General features: G+C 68.3%; 12 protein-coding genes, 3 tRNA genes and 1 riboswitch. Of the genes, 6 read left to right on the top strand and 9 right to left on the bottom strand.

What is annotated here, in order from left to right; all coding sequences use genetic code 11:
• Positions 1-76 precede the first annotated feature (76 nt).
• The 4 genes from AB0P21_RS01140 (at position 77) to AB0P21_RS01125 (ending at position 6,696) form a co-directional block, all read left to right on the top strand.
• A complete protein-coding gene (locus tag AB0P21_RS01140) occupies positions 77-6,259 on the top strand; it encodes an RHS repeat-associated core domain-containing protein (RefSeq protein WP_363692807.1) in 6,183 nt (2,060 codons plus the stop codon).
• A 156-nt stretch (positions 6,260-6,415) separates the two neighbouring features.
• A tRNA-Gly gene (locus AB0P21_RS01135) sits at positions 6,416-6,488 on the top strand.
• Between the two features lie 29 nt (positions 6,489-6,517).
• Positions 6,518-6,588, top strand: a tRNA-Cys gene (locus AB0P21_RS01130).
• 36 nt (positions 6,589-6,624) lie between these two features.
• Positions 6,625-6,696: transfer RNA gene (locus tag AB0P21_RS01125), tRNA-Val, on the top strand.
• Between the two features lie 136 nt (positions 6,697-6,832).
• On the opposite strand, the gene AB0P21_RS01120 is transcribed toward AB0P21_RS01125, so the two are convergent.
• The 3 genes from AB0P21_RS01120 to AB0P21_RS01110 form a co-directional block, all read right to left on the bottom strand.
• Positions 6,833-7,576 (bottom strand): SDR family oxidoreductase, encoded by a 744-nt coding sequence (locus AB0P21_RS01120; protein WP_363692805.1) that lies wholly within the window; start codon positions 7,574-7,576, stop codon positions 6,833-6,835.
• 29 nt (positions 7,577-7,605) lie between these two features.
• A complete protein-coding gene (gene rsgA / locus AB0P21_RS01115) occupies positions 7,606-8,673 on the bottom strand; it encodes a ribosome small subunit-dependent GTPase A (RefSeq protein WP_363692804.1) in 1,068 nt (355 codons plus the stop codon).
• 138 nt (positions 8,674-8,811) lie between these two features.
• The gene (locus tag AB0P21_RS01110; protein ID WP_363692803.1) at positions 8,812-10,068 is read right to left on the bottom strand and encodes a YihY/virulence factor BrkB family protein; all 1,257 of its coding nucleotides are present in this window, start codon (positions 10,066-10,068) and stop codon (positions 8,812-8,814) included.
• Positions 10,069-10,086: 18 nt separating this feature from the next.
• Between AB0P21_RS01110 and AB0P21_RS01105 the strand changes: the two genes are divergently transcribed.
• Both AB0P21_RS01105 and AB0P21_RS01100 read left to right on the top strand, forming a co-directional pair.
• Positions 10,087-11,712 carry an acyl-CoA dehydrogenase family protein gene (locus AB0P21_RS01105; protein WP_363692802.1) on the top strand — a complete coding sequence of 542 codons (1,626 nt, stop codon included), beginning with the start codon at positions 10,087-10,089 and terminating at the stop codon, positions 11,710-11,712.
• A gap of 22 nt (positions 11,713-11,734) precedes the next feature.
• Positions 11,735-11,818: riboswitch (ZMP/ZTP riboswitch) on the top strand.
• A gap of 45 nt (positions 11,819-11,863) precedes the next feature.
• A complete protein-coding gene (locus tag AB0P21_RS01100; RefSeq protein ID WP_363692801.1) occupies positions 11,864-13,312 on the top strand; it encodes a glycine hydroxymethyltransferase in 1,449 nt (482 codons plus the stop codon).
• Between the two features lie 40 nt (positions 13,313-13,352).
• On the opposite strand, the gene AB0P21_RS01095 is transcribed toward AB0P21_RS01100, so the two are convergent.
• The 6 genes from AB0P21_RS01095 to AB0P21_RS01070 are packed head-to-tail and all read right to left on the bottom strand — an operon-like array spanning position 13,353 to position 19,334.
• Entirely contained in the window at positions 13,353-14,282 is a 930-nt protein-coding gene (locus AB0P21_RS01095) for an MBL fold metallo-hydrolase (protein WP_363692800.1), read from the bottom strand.
• Positions 14,283-14,313: 31 nt separating this feature from the next.
• The gene (locus AB0P21_RS01090; RefSeq protein WP_363692799.1) at positions 14,314-15,264 is read right to left on the bottom strand and encodes a fumarylacetoacetate hydrolase family protein; all 951 of its coding nucleotides are present in this window, start codon (positions 15,262-15,264) and stop codon (positions 14,314-14,316) included.
• Positions 15,264-16,211, bottom strand: a complete 948-nt coding sequence (locus AB0P21_RS01085) for a VOC family protein (protein WP_363692798.1) — start codon at positions 16,209-16,211, stop codon at positions 15,264-15,266. The genes AB0P21_RS01090 and AB0P21_RS01085 overlap by 1 nt, the downstream gene beginning before the upstream one ends.
• A complete protein-coding gene (locus AB0P21_RS01080) occupies positions 16,208-17,233 on the bottom strand; it encodes an amidohydrolase family protein (protein ID WP_363692797.1) in 1,026 nt (341 codons plus the stop codon). Before AB0P21_RS01080 ends, AB0P21_RS01085 begins: the two co-directional genes overlap by 4 nt.
• A complete protein-coding gene (locus tag AB0P21_RS01075; protein WP_363692796.1) occupies positions 17,230-18,357 on the bottom strand; it encodes an FAD-dependent monooxygenase in 1,128 nt (375 codons plus the stop codon). The genes AB0P21_RS01080 and AB0P21_RS01075 overlap by 4 nt, the downstream gene beginning before the upstream one ends.
• Positions 18,354-19,334: a fumarylacetoacetate hydrolase family protein gene (locus tag AB0P21_RS01070; RefSeq protein ID WP_363692795.1), complete on the bottom strand. Its 981-nt coding sequence runs from the start codon at positions 19,332-19,334 to the stop codon at positions 18,354-18,356. The genes AB0P21_RS01075 and AB0P21_RS01070 overlap by 4 nt, the downstream gene beginning before the upstream one ends.
• Between the last annotated feature and the right edge of the window lie 18 nt (positions 19,335-19,352).

The raw sequence follows: 19,352 nt of genomic DNA, 5'->3' as shown, positions 1-19,352 counted from the left end.
GTTGAAAGGAATTGTCGCCGTCCGGCCGGCGCCCTGACACTCCAGTCACGATGTCCGCCCCGTCGTTGGAGGCACCATGCCCGGAGTCGCCGGCTCGATCGCCCGAGTCAGTCACCAGCTCGCCCGCGTCCGCCGGTCGAAGTGGCCCCGGGCCGGCGTCGCCACGGCCACCGCGCTCGCACTGCTCGTCACCTTGCACGGACAGGCTGCCTCCGCGGCACCACCGGCCAAGGACGAGGCGTGGAAACCGAAGAAGGAGAAGTCGGTCCACGGTACGAACGCGCCGGTGATCCCCCGCAAGACCGACGCTGCCCAGCAGCAGGCGCTGGCCAAGACGCCAACAGTGGTGTGGCCGACCGCCGGCACTGCCGAGGTGTCGCCACCCAACGCCTGGAACGCGCCGCTGATCGGGTCAGTCGCCACTGCCCGCCCCGGCGGCCTGCCGGTCCGAGTCGGCGCCACAGCCGCGGCCAAGGCAGCAGTGCCCAGCAAGCTCCGGGTTGAGTCAATCGGCCGGAGAGGGGACGCGGCGGTGTTTCGTCTCCTCCGGACCGACGGCGCCAAGCAGGCGTCCCCAGTCTCGATCGGTGTCGACTACAGCAGCTTCCAGCACGCCTACGGTGGCGACTGGAACAGCAGGCTGCAGCTGGTCCGGCTGCCCGAGTGTGCACTGACCACCCCCACCCTGGCTGCCTGCAAGGGCGTGCCGCTGGCCACCCGCAACGACGCATCCGGCCAGCTCTCGGCCGAGGGCTCTGTCGCATCCACGGGCGGTCTCTACGCAGTACAGGCTGCTGCGAGTGGTGCGGCCGGTGACTTCAAGACCTCGTCGCTGTCCCCGTCAGCGACCTGGCAGGCCGGCGGACCTTCGGGCGACTTCAACTGGAGCTACCCGATGGACGTGCCGCCCGGTATCGGCGGCCCGACGGTAGACCTCGCGCTCGAGTACTCCTCAGGATCAGTAGACGGCCGGACCTCGGCGACCAACAACCAGCCGTCCTGGGTAGGTGAGGGCTTCGAGTTCGCCCCCGGCGGTTCGATCGAGCGCCGGTACGCCGGCTGCGGCTCCGAGTCGGAGAAGACGGGCAACAACGGCAAGACCCTCACCGGCGACCTCTGCTGGGCCACGGACAACGCGACCGTCACCTTGAACGGCAAGGGCGGCGAACTGGTCCGCGACGACGCCACTGGCACCTGGCGATCGCGTGGGGACGACGGCACCACAGTGCAGCGCCTCACCGGTGCACCGAACGGCGACAACAACGGCGAGTACTGGGTGCTGACCACTCAGGACGGTACGAAGTACTACTTCGGCATGAACCGCCTGACCGGCTGGGCCAGCGGCAACCAGGAGACCAAGTCGACCTGGACCGTCCCGGTCTTCGGCAACCACTCGGGCGAGCCCTGCAACGCCAGTAGCTTCTCGAGCTCCTACTGCCAGCAGGCCTACCGCTGGAACCTCGACTACGTCGTCGACCGGCACGGCAACACCATGAGCCTGTACTACGACGTCGAGACCAACAACTACGCGCGACAGGTCTCCGCCAGCAAGGTCAGCACCTACACCCGCGCCGGCAACCTGGCGCGGATCGAGTACGGCCAGCGTGACGGCGCCGTCTACACGAGCCCGGCAGTCGGTCGCATCCGGTTCGTCACGGCCGACCGCTGCCTGCCCGGGACCACCTGTACGACAAGCCAGCCGGCCAACTACCCGGACACGCCGCTGGACCGCCAGTGCACCAGCAGCAGCAACTGCGACAACAAGTTCAACCCGACCTTCTGGACCCAGAAGCGGCTCGCTTCGGTCGTCACCGAGGTGTGGCGCGGATCGGCGTACGCAGCGGTCGACTCCTGGACGCTGCGACACACCTTTCCCAATCCAGGCGACGGCAGCCGCGCCGGCCTTTGGCTGGAAGGCGTGACCAACGCTGGTCACGTGGGCGGCGCCGCAGCACTCCCCGAGGTGAACTTCGACGGGATCCAACTGCCCAACCGGGTGGCCGGTATCGACGGCATCCCGACCATGAACTGGTGGCGGATCAGCGCGGTCCACTACGGCACCGGCGGCGAGCTGGCAGTCGGGTACTCCGTCCCGGACTGCGCCGCACCGGGCAACCTGCCCGCGGTGGACCGCAACGGCAACCGCTGCCACCCGGCCAAGTGGACGCCCGACGGCGGTGCCGAGCGGCAGGACTGGTTCAACAAGTTCGTGGTGACGGACGTGACCGAGTCGGACCGCGTCAGTGGTCTCGAGCCCGTGGTCACCAAGATCGCCTACCTGTCGCCGCCCGCCTGGCGGTACGACGAGGAAGACGGCCTGATCGAGATCGGCAAGAAGACCTGGGCCCAGTGGCGCGGCTACGACCGGGTCCGGATCACCAAGGGCCACCCGTCCGGCCAGCAGTCGGTGGTCGAGCACCGCTACTTCCGCGGCATGGACGGCGACAAGCTGGCCGCCGGTGGCCAGAAGGACGTCTACGTGACCGACTCCACCGGTGCCCAGGTGGAGGATCTCGATCCACTGTCCGGGCAGCTCCGCGAGACGACGACCTACCACGGCACCACCGTGGTCGACCGCTCCATCACCGACCACTGGGTCTCCGCCCCGACGGCCACCCGGGTGCGCTCCTGGGGCACCACTCGCGCGTACCAGGTGGAGGACAGCGCGACCCGGCAGGACGAGGCCACTGACACGGGCTTCCGCAAGAGCGCGACCCGGAACACCTACGACACCACCGGCGCGGTCACCGAGACAGTCGACTGGAACGACCTCGCCGACGCAGGCGACGACACCTGCACCCGCTACACCTATGCCGCCAACGCTGCGGCCGGGTTGCGGGAGCTGCCGATCCGCGAGCACACCGTCTCGGTCGCCTGCGACAAGCCGTGGACCAGCGCCGACGTGATCGAGGACGAGCGGACGACGTACGACGACTCCGCGACGCCCACCAAGGGCGATGTCACCAAGGTGGAGGAACTGGCCGGCTTCGACGGCGCCGGGACGCCGCAGTACAAGACCGCCTACACCGCCGCGTACGACGCCGTCGGCCGGCCGACACGGGCGACCGACGCCATGGGACGCGCCAGCACGATGGCCTACACCCCCGCGGCAGGCGGCCCGGTGACTCGCAGGACGGTCACCCAACCGAACGGCCATGTCTCCGTCGAGGACCTCGAACCCGCGTGGGGTGAGGAGGTCGCCGTCACCGGCCCCGATGGCCGGCGCAAGGAGATCGCGTACGACCCGCTGGGCCGTACCTCGAAGGTCTGGATGCCCGGACAGCCCCGGACCGGCACACCCAACCTGGCCTACGAGTACCTGCTCCGGGCCGACGCACCCGGCGTGGTGAAGACCACCAGTCTGCAGGCGGACAACAGTCTGGAGACGACGATCGAGCTGACCGACGGGCTGCTCCGGCCGCGCCAGGTGCAGGAGCCGGCGCCGGGTGGTGGCCGCACGGTGACCGACTACGTCTACGACTCCCGTGGCCAGCAGGTGAAGGAGAACGGGCCGTACTACAACAGCGCCGCGCTGTCGGACCAGGTGCTGATCCCCCGCGAGGAGGAGCTGCCGATCCAGAAGGTGACCAGCTACGACGGCGCCGACCGCCCGACCACCGAGGTGGTCAAGTCCAGGAACACCGAGAAGTGGCGTACGTCGTACACGATGTCCGCGGACCGCTACACGATCCAGCCGCCGTCAGGCGAGCAGCCGATCACCCGCATCCTCGACGTGCAGGGCCGGCTCCAGGAGATCCGGCAGTACTCCGGTACCACGGCGACCGGCGCGTACGACTCCACCACGTACACGTACCACCGGTCGGGCCGGCTGGCCACGGTGACCGACCCGGCCGGGAACCGGTGGTCGTTCGGGTACGACCTGCGTGGACGCAAGATCAGTGAGACCGATCCCGACAAGGGCACCTCCACGTTCACCTACGACGACAGTGGGCTGCTGCTGTCGGGTACCGACGGGCGCGGAGTCACCCTCGCCTACAGCTACGACCAGCTCGGCCGACGGACAGCTGTGCACGAAGGCTCGCTGCAGGGTCCGAAGCGGGCCGACTGGACCTACGACACCCTCGCTGCCGGCTCACCGTCCTCTGCGACGCGCTACGTGAACGGGCAGGCCTATGTCAGCCGGATCACCGGGTACGACGCCGGTGGCCGGGCCCTCGGGGTAGAGGTGACTCTGCCTGCTTCCGAAGGCGCACTGGCCGGCACCTACGCAGTACGCAACACCTACAACGCTGACGGCGAGACTGCCACGAGTGAGCTGCCCGGGGTTGGCGGGCTACCCGCAGAGACACTCCGGTACGGCTACAACGGGCAGGACATGCCGACCACCCTGACCGGCGCGACCACGTACGTCACCGGCACCAGCTACACGCCGTACGGCGAGCCCGAGACGACCACGCTGTCGCAGAACAACGGCAAGTGGGTGCAGCAACTCCGGGAGTACGAGACTGGGACGCGGCGACTGTCGCGGGTCGTCACTGAGCGGGAGACGCTTCCGCAGCGGATCTCGAGCGTCAGCTACGGCTATGACCCAGCAGGCAACATTCGCCGGATCGCCGATGCTCCGTCAGCAGCCAGCGGCGAAGCGACTGACACGCAGTGCTTCGACTACGACCAACTGCGCCGCCTCACCGCGGCATGGACGCCGGCTAGTGGCGACTGCGCGGCGGCTCCGACCGCTGCCGGGCTCGGCGGCCCAGCGCCTTACTGGCAGTCGTGGACCTTCGACAAGGTCGGCAACCGGCAGTCCGAGACCAAGCACGGCCTGGGTGGTGCGACCACCAGCAGCTACGAGTACCCCGCAGTGGGGCAGCCGCGGCCGCACGCGCTGCAGAAGGTCACGGCTGGGGGCACGGCGAGCACCTACGACTACGACGCAGTCGGCAACCTGACCAAGCGCACTCAGGCCGGAGTCGACGAAACCTTCACCTGGGACGCGGAAGGCCATCTGGAGAAGGTGGTGAAGGCTGGTCAGACGACCTCCTTCGTCTACGACGCGGACGGCACCCGGCTGCTCCGGCGGGACACCAGTGGCACCACGTTCTACTTCGGCCAGACCGAGTTGTTGCTGGAACCGTCGGGCACGGTCACCGGCACCCGCTACTACCAGCACGGCGAACAGACGGTCGCAGTACGGGTCGGGGGCAACCTCAGCTGGCTCGGCAGCGACCACCACGGCACCCCGGACCTCGCCATCGACGCGGGCACCCAGAGCTTCCAGCGGCGACGCAGTACGCCGTACGGCGAAGCTCGTGGCGCGGCACCGACCAACTGGCCCGGGCAGAAGGGGTTCGTGGGTGGGCCGATCGACGCCAGTACTGCGCTCGTCCATCTGCAGGCACGGGAGTACGACCCGAGCACTGGGCGCTTCATCTCGGTCGACCCGATCGCCGACTACCAGGACGCCCAGCAGCTCAACGGGTACTCGTACGCCAACAACAGTCCGGTCACCTACAGCGACCCGGACGGTCAGCTCTTCTGGATCCCGCTGATCATCCTGGCCATCCGGCTGATCCCGGTCGTGGTCCGCGTGGTCCAGGTGGTCGCCACCACCGTCCGGGTGGTCACCCCGGTGGTCCGGGCGGTGTCCTCGTCCTGGACCAGTGTCGTCGCCGGCATCAGCCGGCTGATCCAGACGGTCCGGAACATCACCACCTGGGTGGTCCGCCTCAAAACGGTGATCAAGCGGCTGGTCACCACCAAGAAGACCGTGCAGAAGGTCATCACCCGGACCGTGAAGAAGGTGCCGGCGCCCCGGGCCGTGGCGAAGAAGCCGCCGTCGGTGGCCAAGCAGGCGGCCAAACCGGCAGCCCGTAACGCGCCCAGCCCGAAGCCGCCGCCTCGCAAGCCCCCGGTCGGCAGGACGCCGGGCGCCAAGACGCCGATGACCAAGAAGCAGTACCAGGCGGACAAGGCGTCGCGGCCGCCGGTGAAACCGCCGCGTGGCGAGAACCCGGCTCCCCCGCCGCCGAGGAAGCCGAACTACGACGACTTCAAGTGGGGCGGCCCTGACCAGACCGACTGGCACACCGGCACCTACATGGATCAGGCCCGGGACGAGCAGCTCTTCAAGAAGGAGGAGGACTGGCGCTGGCGCGGCCACCAGGTCGGCGGCTACGAGGGCAAGAGGTACTGGCCGGACGGCCGGCTCTCGGACCACGCCACTCCCGGTTCCAAGGCGAAGTTCTTCGTCGCGATCTTCATCGATCTGCTGAAGACGATCGTCGGTACCGGCCACTGACATCACTGCGACCGATGGGACGGAAGTGACGGAATACACGCTCCGGAGGGTGTGTCGCTGAGGCCGCGATACTCAGTTTCACACTCCCGGAAAAGTGCGCTACTGTTCTGCTCTCGCACCGAGCAGGTCGAAGAAGTTCGAACAGCTCAGCGCGATGCGAACGTAGCTCAGTTGGTAGAGCGCAACCTTGCCAAGGTTGAGGTCGCCGGTTCGAACCCGGTCGTTCGCTCGGTACAGGTCAGTAGGCTGAGACTCTGTGGTGGAGTGGCCGAGAGGCGAGGCAACGGCCTGCAAAGCCGTGTACACGGGTTCGAATCCCGTCTCCACCTCGAATACCGTGCACAACAGGTGAACGAGTACATAATGGACGATTGGCGCAGCGGTAGCGCGCTTCCCTGACACGGAAGAGGTCACTGGTTCGATCCCAGTATCGTCCACGAGAGCGATGAGCGATCTGTGTCCGCCGGAATAAGGCGGACCGGGTCGCTCTCGTCATTTGTGCGGCTGCGCTTCGCTTGCCGCGGGCGGGGGCTTCGCCACCCGCACCCCCTGTCTTGGGCGGGCGTGGTGGTTTTACATCCGTAGGTGTGAGGCTCCGTTGAAATCTAGGACTGTGCCGGTGGCGAATTCTGCCAGCGGGGATGCCAGGTACAGGATTGCTGCGGCTACTTCGTCTGGGGCTGCTACTCGCTCCAGCGGGCTTTCCATTCTGCGTCTGTCGTAGCCGTCGCCTTCCAGGGCTTTTGCGGCCATGTCCGTGGTGGTCCAGCCGGGGGCTATTGCTGTTACTGCGATGCCTTCTGGGCCTAGGGATCTGGCTAGTGACTGGGTCAGGGAGACGAGTGCTGCTTTGCTGGCGCCGTATGCCGGTTGGTTTGGTTCGCCGCGGAATGCTCCTCTTGAGGAGACGTTGATGATGCGGCCGCCTCGGGGCATGTGGCGGATTGCGCACCAGGCGGTGTTGGCGGGGCCCAGGAGGTTCACGGCCAGGGTTTCTGTCCAGGCGGCCTGCCATTGCTCGTAGGAGGTCTCGCGGATGGGGTGGGGGCCGTAGACGCCGGCGTTGTTGACCAGGACGTCGATGCTGCCGAGGTCGTCGGCCACGCCGGTGACCATCGTCTGGACGGCTGCTGGGTCGGCCAGGTCGGCGTGGGCCAGGACGTGGCCTTCGCCTGGTAGGGCTTCTAGGACTGCCTGGGCTGCTTCGGGTGAGGAACTGTAGTGGACGGCCACCCGGTCGCCGTCCGCGGCGAATGCTCTTGCTGTGGCGGCGCCGATCCCGCGGGAGGCGCCGGTCACCAAAACAGAACGATTCATGCGGCGAGTCTTGCAGCAGCCTGGTTGGCTCAAGGGCGGGGCTTGATGTCCCGGCGGTAGTCCTTGGTCTGGCGAACCCAGGCTTTGCGGGCCTCTGCCTGGAGTCTGCTGTCGGCACGGCGAGCCATGTACGCCGCCTCCCGCTGCAGGCGCACCCAGCTCTCGTAGCGCCTGATCGGCAACCTGCCGTCATCCAGCGCCTGCCGTACTGCGCACCCGGGCTCCGTCACGTGCACGCAGTCCTTGAAGCGGCACTGGTCGGCTAATGCCGTCACGTCGGGGAACGCGGCCGACAACCCCTCACCTGCCTCCTGCAGGCCGATGCCTCGCAGCCCAGGCGTGTCGATGACTACTCCCCCGCCGGGCAGCAGGATCAGCTCACGGCGTACCGACGTGTGGCGGCCCTTGCCGTCCTCACGGATCGCCTGGACGTCCAAGAGCTCGACACCGGCCAGTGCGTTCACCAGGGACGATTTACCGGCCCCACTGGTCCCCAGAAGCGCCATGGTGGCGTTGCCGTCCAGTAGCGCCCTGACAGCCTCCAGGCCCTCCCCTGTGGTCGCACTGCAGACCAGTACGTCGGCACCGGGTGCAGCAGTCGCCACATCCTCGGCGACGGTGTCAGCGTCGACTACCAGGTCAGCCTTGGTCAGTACTACGACCGGCCGCGCGCCGCTCTCCCAGGCGAGGGCGAGGAAGCGCTCGATCCGTCCGATGTTGGGTTCCGGGTGCAACCCGACCACGACGGCGACCACATCGATGTTGGACGCGAGCACCTGGCCGCGCGAACTACCGCCGACCTCGGCCCGCACGATCGCAGTACTGCGTGGGGCGACGGCCTCGACCGTGATGCGGTCGTCCAGCCAGCGGCGCAACCCGACCCAGTCGCCGGTGCAGGGTGTTGCTTGCGAATCGGCGGCGATCGCGGCGAGTACCGCGCCGGACCAACTGGCGCGCACCGGGCCGTCCTCGGTGAGAACGGTCGACAAACCCTTGTCCACGCGGGCCAGGCGGCCCGGGACGAGCTCGCCGGAGAGGCTTGCGAGGTAGTCGGCCGTCGGGGAGTCGAGCCCCAGGGCCTGAAGTTCTGCTGACATCTTGGCGACGAACCTTTCCGGAGGTCCGGCCGCGAGTTCAGCTCAGCGGACGGACGAAGTGGGAGACAACCGGCCCGAGGGCCTGATCCAAGGTCATGACGGCGTCATCTCCCTTCCAGGTTCGTGGTCTTGGTGTCCTCAGCCTAGGTCGTCGGACTCACTCGACGCACTGGGTTTTCCCACCGGCTCCGGCTTCCGCTCCCCGACCGGCTTGAGCTGCCGCTCGACCTCGACCTCGAACTCCTCCTCAGCCGTCTCCTCGACCGGAGCAGCCTCCTCAGGAACCGCGGGCACTGCGGGAACCACAGGTCCAACCGGGGCCGCGGGCGCTTTGGGAACAACCGGCGCCGAGGGAACGGCCGGTGCCTTGGGCTGCCCCAAGGCCTCCACGGCCTTCGCCATCTTGACCTCGGGCCGCTCGTCGTCCGGGGCGATCTCCTCTTCGTGGTGCGTCTTCGAGTCCGCCTTCATCACCGGCTCGGTGGCATCGGCGGGGTCCTTGCGGGACTTGTGCGGCCACATCCGGTCCACCACCGCATTGAGCGCCGCGCCGATCAGCACCGCGATCGCCGTCATGTAGAGCCACATCAGCACCGCGATCGGCGCCGCCAGCGGCCCGTAGATCGACGTCCCGCCCACTGTGGTCTGCAGGATCCAGCGCAGGACGAAGCTGCCCAGGATCCAGATCGAGAGCGCCAGGAACGATCCCGGCAGATCAGAGACCCAAGGCGTCCGCACCGGCACCGACAGGTGGTACAGGGTGTTCAGGAAGCCGGCCGACAGGATCGTCACCACCGGCCAGTACAGCTGGTTGAGGAAGTCCACCCGGGCCGGCAGCAGGTCGTCGACCGCGTTCGGACCGGCCAGCACCAGCGGCAGCACGATCACGCCGATGATCAGCGCGACGCAGTACAGGGTGAACGACAGGGCGCGGGTCCGGACGATGCCGCGGCGGCCGCCCATCCCGTACATGATCGTGATGGTGTCGACGAAGACGTTCAGCGCCCGGCTGCCGGACCACAGGGCCAGCACGAAACCGATCGAGATCACGTCGAACCGGCCGCCGCTGCCGAGCACGTCGTCCAGCGTCGGCACGATCACCTGCTGCACCGAGTCGGCGGTCAGCGCCCGCTCGGCGAGCTGGATGATCTGGATCTTGACGTCCTCGATCGTCTCCAGGTCGAACTCGTTCGCGATGAAACCGATGCTGCCAGCCAGCCCGAAGATCAGCGGCGGCAGCGACAGGATCGCGAAGAAGGCCGCCTCCGCGGCCAGGCCGGTGACCCGGTACCGCAGACAGGTGCCGACCGTCTGGGTCAGCAGCCGCCACGTGGTGCCGGGGATTCGACGGGCCCATTGCAATGAGACGGAGGTCTCGGACCCAGAGCGTGCCATACCGCTTACCGTACTGACATGGCGGACCCAAACGCTGTAACGAATCAGGCTCCCCCACTGCAAGGGGTGAACTTCTTCACGCGGGACACCGCACTCGGTGACTCTCTGCGTCCGTTCGCTGACCTGAACGACTCTGCGGGACTGGTCGCGATCGGCGAACTGGCCGGCTCCGAGGAAGCGCTCTCGCACGCCCTCCCGGCCAACCAGAACTCCCCCGTACTGCGTACGCACGACCGCTACGGCAATCGCGTCGACGAGGTCGAGTTCCATCCGTCCTGGCACTGGCTGATGGAGAAGGCCGTCGGTTTCGGCCTCCAAGCAGCACCGTGGACCAGTGACCAACAGTCACCGCACCTGACCCGCGCGGCCGGCTTCTACGTCTGGTCCCAGGTCGAGCCGGGCCACGGCTGCCCGATCTCCATGACGTACGCCGCCGTGCCGGCTCTCCGCGCGGACAAGAAGCTCGCCGACGAGTGGATCCCGCGCCTCGCCGCTTCGCAGTACGACCCGCGCCGGCTGCCCGCCGCCGAGAAGGCCGGCGCGCTGGCCGGGATGGGGATGACGGAGAAGCAGGGCGGCTCCGACGTACGGGCCAACCTGACCACCGCCACGCCGACCGGCAGCGACGGCGAGTACAGGCTCACCGGGCACAAGTGGTTCTGCTCCGCGCCGCAGGTCGATGTGTTTCTCGTCCTGGCCCAAGCAGCGGACGGCCTGACCTGCTTCGTCGTCCCGCGGGTCCTTGCCGACGGCAAGCGGAACGTGTTCGCCCTGCAGCGGCTGAAGGACAAGCTCGGCAACCGGTCCAACGCGTCCAGCGAGGTCGAGTTCACCGACACGGTCGGCTTTCGGCTCGGTGACGAGGGTGCCGGCGTCCGGACGATCATCGAGATGGTCGCCGCCACCCGGCTCGACTGCGTGCTCGGCTCGGCAGCGTTGATGCGCCGGGCGCTGGTCGAGGCGACCTGGCACACGGCGCACCGCAGCGCGTTCGGCAGCCTGCTGAAGGACAAGCCCGCGATGCAGAACGTGCTCGCGGATCTCGCCATCGAGAGCGAGGCAGCAACCGCTCTCTCGATGCGGCTCGCCGCGGCCGTCGACGCCTCGCTGGCAGGCGACGAGCAGGCCGCCGCATTCCGCCGGATCGCGTTGCCGCTGGCCAAGTTCTGGGTCTGCAAGCGCACGTCGTTCCTGGTCGCCGAGGCGCTGGAGTGCCTTGGCGGCAACGGGTACGTCGAAGAGAGCGGTCTCCCATTGCTGTTCCGCGAGTCGCCGCTGAACTCGATCTGGGAAGGCTCCGGCACGGTCAATGCCCTCGACGTACTGCGTGCGCTCCGGCGCCCCGAGTCGCTCGAAGCCTGGCTGCTCGAGGTCGGCGCGGCGCGAGGTGCCGACCATCGGCTGGACGCTGCAGTCACCGACGTACTGGAAGCGCTCTCTGACCTCGCAGGCGCCGAAGCAGGTGCTCGCCGACTCGCTGCCCGGATGGCCGCGTGTCTGCAGGCATCGCTGCTGGTGCGGCACTCGACGCCCGAGGTGGCCGACGCGTTCGTCGCGTCCCGGCTGGCCGGCGACTGGGGTGGCGTGTTCGGCACGCTGCCGCGCACCACGCCGTACGGTCCGATCATCGACCGTGTCCTCTAGCGCGGCGCTCCACACGCTAGGGTTACCGGGTCGCGACTGGCGCTGAGGTGGGATCGACCACCGGGGAGCGAAAAGACCGTTGGCACCGTGCGCCTGGGTGCCGCGACCTTGTCACAGGTGAACCCTGTGCGACCTCAGGAGAGAGACGAAGATGACTCAACCCTTCGACGCCGCCGCCGCGTCGGCCGCGTACCGCAACGCGCTCGAGGTGATCGGTGCGGTCGAACCCACCATCGCCGGCGCGATCAAGGCCGAGCTGGCCGACCAGCGCTCCTCGCTGAAGCTGATCGCGAGTGAGAACTACGCCTCCCCCGCGACCTTGCTGACGATGGGCAACTGGCTCTCGGACAAGTACGCCGAGGGCACCGTCGGGCACCGGTTCTACGCCGGCTGCCAGAACGTCGACACCGTCGAGCAGACCGCGGCCGAGCACGCGAAAGCGCTCTTCGGCGCGCCGCACGCCTACGTCCAGCCGCACTCCGGCATCGACGCCAACCTGGTCGCCTTCTGGGCGATCCTGGCGCACCGGATCGAGTCGCCCGCGCTGGCCGAGGTCGGCGCCAAGCACGTCAACGACCTGTCCGACGAGGACTGGGGCAAGCTGCGCAAGGCGCTCGGCGACCAGAAGATGCTCGGCATGTCGCTGGACGCCGGCGGTCACCTGACGCACGGTTTCCGGCCGAACATCTCCGGCAAGATGTTCCACCAGAGCTCGTACGGTACCGACCCGGAGACGGGCCTGCTGGACTACGACAAGGTCGCCGCGACGGCCCGTGAGTTCAAGCCGCTGATCCTGATCGCCGGCTACTCGGCGTACCCGCGCAAGGTCGACTTCGCCAAGATGCGCGAGATCGCCGACGAGGTCGGCGCCACCTTGATGGTCGACATGGCGCACTTCGCCGGACTCGTGGCCGGCAAGGTGTTCACCGGCGACTTCGACCCGGTCCCGCACGCGCACGTCACCACCACCACCACCCACAAGTCGCTCCGCGGCCCGCGCGGCGGCATGGTGCTGTGCCAGCCGGAGTACGCCGACGCCGTCGACCGCGGCTGCCCGATGGTCCTCGGCGGCCCGCTCAGCCAGGTGATGGCGGCCAAGGCCGTCGCCCTGGCCGAGGCACGTCAGCCGTCCTTCCAGACCTACGCGCAGAACGTCGCCGACAACGCCGTCACGCTGGCCGAGGGCCTGATGAAGCGTGGCGTCAAGCTGGTCACGGACGGCACCGAGAACCACCTGGTCCTGCTCGACGTCTCGTCCTACGGCATCACCGGCCGCCAGGCCGAGTCGGCACTGCTCGACGCCGGTATCGTCACCAACCGCAACGCGGTCCCGCGCGACCCGAACGGCGCCTGGTACACCTCCGGCGTCCGGATCGGTACGCCAGCGCTGACCACCCGCGGCTTCGGCGGCGACGAGTTCGACAAGGTCGCTGAGCTGATGGTGGACGTGCTGTCCAGCGTCACCCCGACGTCGACCTCGACCGGCGCCGCATCCAAGGCGAAGTACGTGCTTGCTGACGGCGTGGCCGACAAGGTCCGCGCTGCTTCCGCAGAACTGCTCGACAAGCACCCGCTGTACCCAGGCCTCGACCTGAACTGAGGTATCAAGACAGCACCCGTCCCTTGGGCGGGTGCTGTTCTCATGCCCGGCAGGTCAACGGTTTGCCGTTGTTGTAGGTGACCATGTCCCGGAAGGCGCCCGGCACGTCGATGGGCGCTCCCGGCGCAGCGCCTCGCACCTCCGCATAGGCGCGGTGGAGATTGCCGACGATTCGCTCCGGTTCGCTCCAGCCGGCGTACTCGCCCAGGTCTGTTTCGCGAGCGGCGTCGAGTGCGGACAGGCCGGCGTCAATCCCGCGGGAAGCCAGGTCCTGGACGAAGCGCAAGTAGCCGAGGGTCGCGGAGATTGTTTCGGGGCCGCAGAGCGGGCCGTGGCCGGGAACGATCGTCCGGGCGCCGAGTGGGGCGATCACCTCGGTGAGGACGGCGATGGCGCCGGCGATCGAGCCGGACAGCAGGAACGGGGTACCACCCGCGAAGAGCAGGTCGCCCGCGTAGAGGATCGATCGGTCCGGGATCCAGAGGATCGAGTCGTTCGTGGTGTGGGCGGGGGTGCCAACGTGGCGGACCTCGCAGCGGAGGTCGTCGACCCACAGGGTGATGCCGTCGGTGTAGGTCAGGAACGGTGGCGCTGAGGGGAGGTCGCCTTCGGCTACCGATTCGAAGATGCCCTCCAGCGGTGGCAGGGTCCGGGCGGTGAGCAGGTCGGCGCGGGTGCGTTCGTGGGCGACGATCGTCGCGCCGGGGAACCAGCCGTTGCCCGCGGTGTGATCGGGATGGCTGTGGGTGTTGAGCAAGGTGTGGATCGGATCGCGGCTGAGGCCGGCGACGGTGTCGACGAAGGCGCGGGTACGCCGTTCGGTCGAGCAGGAGTCGATCGCGACCACGCCGTTGGAGCCCACCAGGAAGCCGGTGTTGTTGATCATCCAGCTGCCATCAGGCTGGATGTAGGCGAACAGGCCGCCGCCGAGGTCTTCGACGTGTGGCTCAGCGGTCGGGCGGGTGGTCATCCGGCAACTCCGATCAGCGGTAGGAGAGAACTCACGGACGAGCGCGTGGACGCCGCCGGGCCGGGGCGATCGGCCGGGATTCCTGCCCCTCGACGATCGTGTTGGTGATCGTCCCGATGCCCTCCACCGTCATCGTCACGACATCACCGGGCACCAGGGCCGGCGGGTCACCGGCACTGCCTCGCCCCCACAGCTCGGCCAGGCATCCGCCGTTGCCGCATGTGCCGGATCCCAGTACGTCGCCGGGCCGGACCTCCGCGTCGAGGGACGCATAGGCGACCAGCTCCTCGAACGGCCACCCCATGTTGGAGAGCAGGTCCCGGCCGATCTCGCGCCCGTTCACCTCGACCGTCATCGCGAGCCGCAGGAACCCGTCCGCGTCGCGATACGGCTCCAGTTCGTCCGCGGTGACCAGAACCGGCCCGAGTGTCGAGGCGAAGTCCTTGCCCTTGCACGGCCCGAGGTTGACCTTCATCTCCCGGAACTGGAGATCGCGAGCGGACCAGTCGTTGAAGATCGTGTACCCCGCGATGTGCTCGCGCGCCTGTTCGGCCGACAGATCGCGACTCGCGGTACCGATCACCGCCGCGACCTCCAGCTCGAAGTCGAGCAACCGGCACCCCGCCGGTACCGCGACCTCGGCCCCCGATCCAACCAGGGCGTACGGATTGGTGAAATAGAAGGTCGGCGCCGCGAACCACTCCGGTGGCACCACCGCATTGCCCGCGGCAACCATGCCCTCGACATGTTCTTCGAACGCGACGAAGTCCCGCACCGTCGGAGCCTCCACCGGCGGCAGCAGACGCACCTCGGCCAACGCGACGGTGTCACCGCGCTCGCGGGCCGCAGCGCCGGCGTCGTACAGCGTGCCCGACCGGAGCAGGTCGACGACCGTAGTACCGGCGGGGAATCGGTACAGCTCCGCGCCGACGACCACGCCGCTCCGGATATCAGTGCCATCGGCAACAGTTGCGACGCGCATCAGACCGGCGGGGCCAGGAACAGACCCTTGTCCGGGTCGTTGAAGGACTTCTTGGCCACGAACTCGTCCATCCTGTTCGCGGTTCCCCACTGGTCGGAGACCTCGGGGTCGGTGAAGTCGTGCAGGCTCGGATGCCAGGTGTCCTCGTCGAGCCGCTCGAGCTCGGTGGTGTACTCGACCGTGTTGCCCAGCGGGTCGAGGAAGTAGGAGAAGGTGTTGTTCCCCGCCTTGTGCCGGCCCGGCCCCCACAGCTTCTCGACACCGGCCCGCATCAGCCGTCCGGAGCCACGCATGTACTCGTCGATCCCCCGCAACTCGAACGAAGCGTGGTGCAGCGAGGGATGCGGGCAGCGCGCGACGGCGAAGCTGTGGTGCCAGTCGTTGCAGCGCAGGAACCACATCATGTTGCCCATGTGCGGATGAGTCAGTACGTCGGACAGCCCGAAACCCAGGTGACGCTGATAGAACGCGACCGTGCCTTCCGGGTCGGCGGAGTTCACCACGACATGCGAGAGCCTGACCGGGATGGACTCGCGCTCCTCGATCTTGCGGTGCGTCCGGAACTCCACGTCGGCCGAGACCTCGACCGTACGGCCCTCGTTGTCGAAGAACCGGAACCCGTAGCCGCCACCCGGTGTGCTCACGGCGCTTGGCTCGGAGACGAGCGGGACGCCGTCGCGCGCCAGCGTCATGGCGAGCGTGTCCACATCGGCAGGGGTGGCGGCACCGAAGGCGATCAGGTCGATCCGCTTGTCGGTGGTCTGACGCAGCCGTACGACGTACTGCTCGGGTGAGCCTTCGGCGGCGAGGAACGAGAGCCCGGAGTCGTTGTGGACCTCGGTCAGCCCCCACAGGCCGGTGTAGAAGTTTCGCTCGGTAGCGAGGTCCTCCACCCCGAGATCGACGTGGCGCAGGTGGGTGATCAGGCGGCGTACGGGCGCGGTCATGCGGACTCCTCGGTCAGGGCTGGGGCTAGGCCGAGCAACTCGGCGTTCCCGGTGCGGATGGCGTACTGGTCGGCGTCGGACAGACCGGCCGCGACGAGCCGTGCCACTGGGTCGACGACGCCCATGTCGAACGGGTGATCGGAGCCCAGCACCACCCGGTCGGGGCCAACAGCCGTGACCAGCGCGCGGAGCGCCTCGGGGGTGTGGACCAGCGAGTCGAACCACAGCCGTCGCAGATAGCTGCTCGGGAGTTCGGCACAACCACGCGCCTCCGGCCGGACCTGCCAGGCGTGGTCGGATCGGCCGAGAAAGGTGGGCAGGTAGCCGCCGCCGTGGGCCGCGATGATCCGCAGCCCTGGGTGCCGGTCGAGCACTCCGGCGAAGATCAGGTGGGACAGCGCCACGGCGTTCTCGACCGGTTGACCAACCGTGTTGGAAAGATAGAACCGGTCGAGCCGTTCGTCGAGCGAGCAGCCGAACGGATGCAGGAACACGATCGCGCCGGTCGCGGCAGCACGCGCCCAAAACGGTTCGAGCCTAGCGTCGGAAAGCTCGATCCCTGGCGCGAAAGACGAGATCTCCACCCCACGCAGGCCCAGCCCGAGCGCGTCGTCCAGGGCGGACGCACACAGGTCCGGGTGCTGCAGCGGCACGAGTCCGAGTCCACTGAATCTCGCCGGCTCCTCTGCGACGACAGCGGCGACACCCCGGTTCGCCGATCGCGCGATCGTCATTGCCAGCTCGGGATCAGCCCAGTAGTGGTACTGCGACGGCGAGGGCGACAAAACCTGTACGTCGACGCCGGCGGCATCCATGTCGGCCAGCCGAGGCTCGACCTGGGTGAGCCTCGGGATCCGCTCCCCCACCATGCGACCTGAGATGGCAGCCGACTCCGCACCATTGCGGCGCAGGTCAAGCGCCCGGTGCTGCTCAAGACCCGGTTGCCCTGCGACCACTGCCTCTACCTCGGGAACGATCACGTGGGCATGCACATCGATGACCGGCCCGGCCGCCGTACTCATGCCGGCCTACCTACGGTCTCGGCGACGGTCCGCATCAGACCTGGCACGTCGCCTTGTTCGCCGTCGAGCAGCCACTGCCCGAGCTGGACAGAGGCGTCCACGACAGTCCGTACCCGGTCCAGCCTGCGCTTGGTGAAGGCGGCCCACAGTTCGTCGTCGACCGTGTCGGCGGCCAGCAGCAGCTCAACGAGTACCGCTGCGTCCTCCAAGGCAAGGGCGGCGCCTTGGGCGACAGTCGGCGGACAGCTGTGCGCGGCGTCCCCGACCAGTACGACCCGGCCGCGATTCCACGGCCCGTCGACCAGGTGAGTCTCGAACCAGGTGTAGTTGACCCGCTCCGGATCGGTCAGCCGCTCGCGGATGTCGTCCCAGGGGCCGTGATAGTGCTCGGCCAGTCCGCGCATCACGGCCAGGCGTTCGTCCGGCGACAGGGCGTTGCGATCCTGCGCGTCCTCGACCAGATACGCGTAGAGCGAGTCCTCTCCGGTCGGGCAATACCCCGCGATGTAGGCGGCGCCGCCGTAGTACAGGTCGGTCCGGGTGACTGACGCCGGGCGCGAGGTGAAGGCCCGCCAGATGCCCATCCCCGTCGGTCTGGGCTGCGCTTGGATCCCGATCAGACCACCGACCGTCGACCGGACCCCGTCGGCGCCGATCACCAGGTCGTAGCGTCCAACGCCGCGGTCCGAAGAGGTTGCCTCGACACTGGCCCCATCCTGTTCGAGCCGGGTCACGGTGGCGCCGAAGCGGAGCTTGGCGCCCAACCCTTTGGCGCGCTCGACCAGGATGCGGGCGAGATCCGGGCGGTACATGCCGACCGTCGCAGGCAGGCCCGACGGGGTCTGCACCGCCGGTACTTCGAACAACAGGGTCCCGTGCTGGTCAGGGGCCCGCAGACAGAAGCTGCTGAAGCCGTAACCGGCCCGTTCGATCTGAGGCCACACGCCGAGGTCACGCAGTACGCGTAGAGCGTTCTCTTGCACCGTGATGCCGCTGCCGACCGCCGTCACGTCCGGTTTGAGTTCCACCAGGTCGACGGCGACACCGGCCTCGGCGAGCAGGATCGCTGCCGCGGTACCGGCCGGTCCGCCACCGACGACGAGCACGGAGTCGACCGCGGTCATGGCGCCACCGCCCGAACCCGCTGGGTGCCGAGCGACAACGAGTCGCCGCCGGTGATCGAGCCCTCCATCACGTCGCCTGCGCGTAGCAGCCGACCGTAGTGAATGCCGTTGCCGGCCGGACTGCCGGTCAGGATCAGGTCTCCCGGTAACAACTCGACGGTCTGGGAGGCCGCCGCGACCAGGGTGGCGACGTCGAAGATCATGTCCTTGGTCGACTCGTCCTGCATCGTCGCGCCGTTGAGCGTCAGGTTCACTCGCAGGTCCCCGGGGTCGGCGACGAACTGCTTCGGCACCAGGAACGGACCGGTGGGCAGGAACCCCGGCGCGTTCTTCGCGCGGAACCAGTCCGTGCCGATCTCCGGCATGTCACGGCGGAAGACCAGATCGCGGGTCGTCAGGTCGTTGACGATCGTGTACCCGGCCACGTGGTCGAGCGCGTGCTCCCGGTCGATCCGGAACGCGCGGCGCCCGATCACCGCCGCCAGCTCCAGCTCCCAGTCGTGCTGCTCGGAGTAGGCCGGGAGTACGACGTCGTCGAACGGCCCGCCGATCACAGTGGGAAGGCCGAGAAAGAAGTACGGCGTACCGGTGGCCGCGCGGCGGTCCATCAAGTCGGCCGTCTCCGCCCGAACCTGCTCGACGGTCCGTTCCGGGGTGATCTCCGCATGCTTCACAGCGAGATCGATGACGTGCGTGCGGTAGTTCGCCCCGGCCTGCAGCACCTGCCGAGGAACTACCGGAGCCCGTACGTCGAGAACGCCGAGCTCCAGCCAGTTGCCGTCGGCACCTGCTAGCCGGCTCAGGACCGGAAGGACAGCGTCCCAGTCCTCGAGCAGGTCTCGCACGGTCGCGGCGGGGAATCGCGCGGAAAGCTCCAGCACCCGGTCACCCACGACGAGCCCGGCGAACTCCGGGGTCTCGGCACCGGCCCGGAACGTACCGAGACAGAACCCGATCGGAGCATCGGTGTCAGCCACGCGCGCGGCCTCCTTCGT

It is taken from the genome of Kribbella sp. NPDC056861, assembly GCF_040687575.1.
Taxonomy (GTDB): Bacteria; Actinomycetota; Actinomycetes; order Propionibacteriales; family Kribbellaceae; genus Kribbella.
This window is presented reverse-complemented; position numbering and strand designations above follow the sequence as displayed.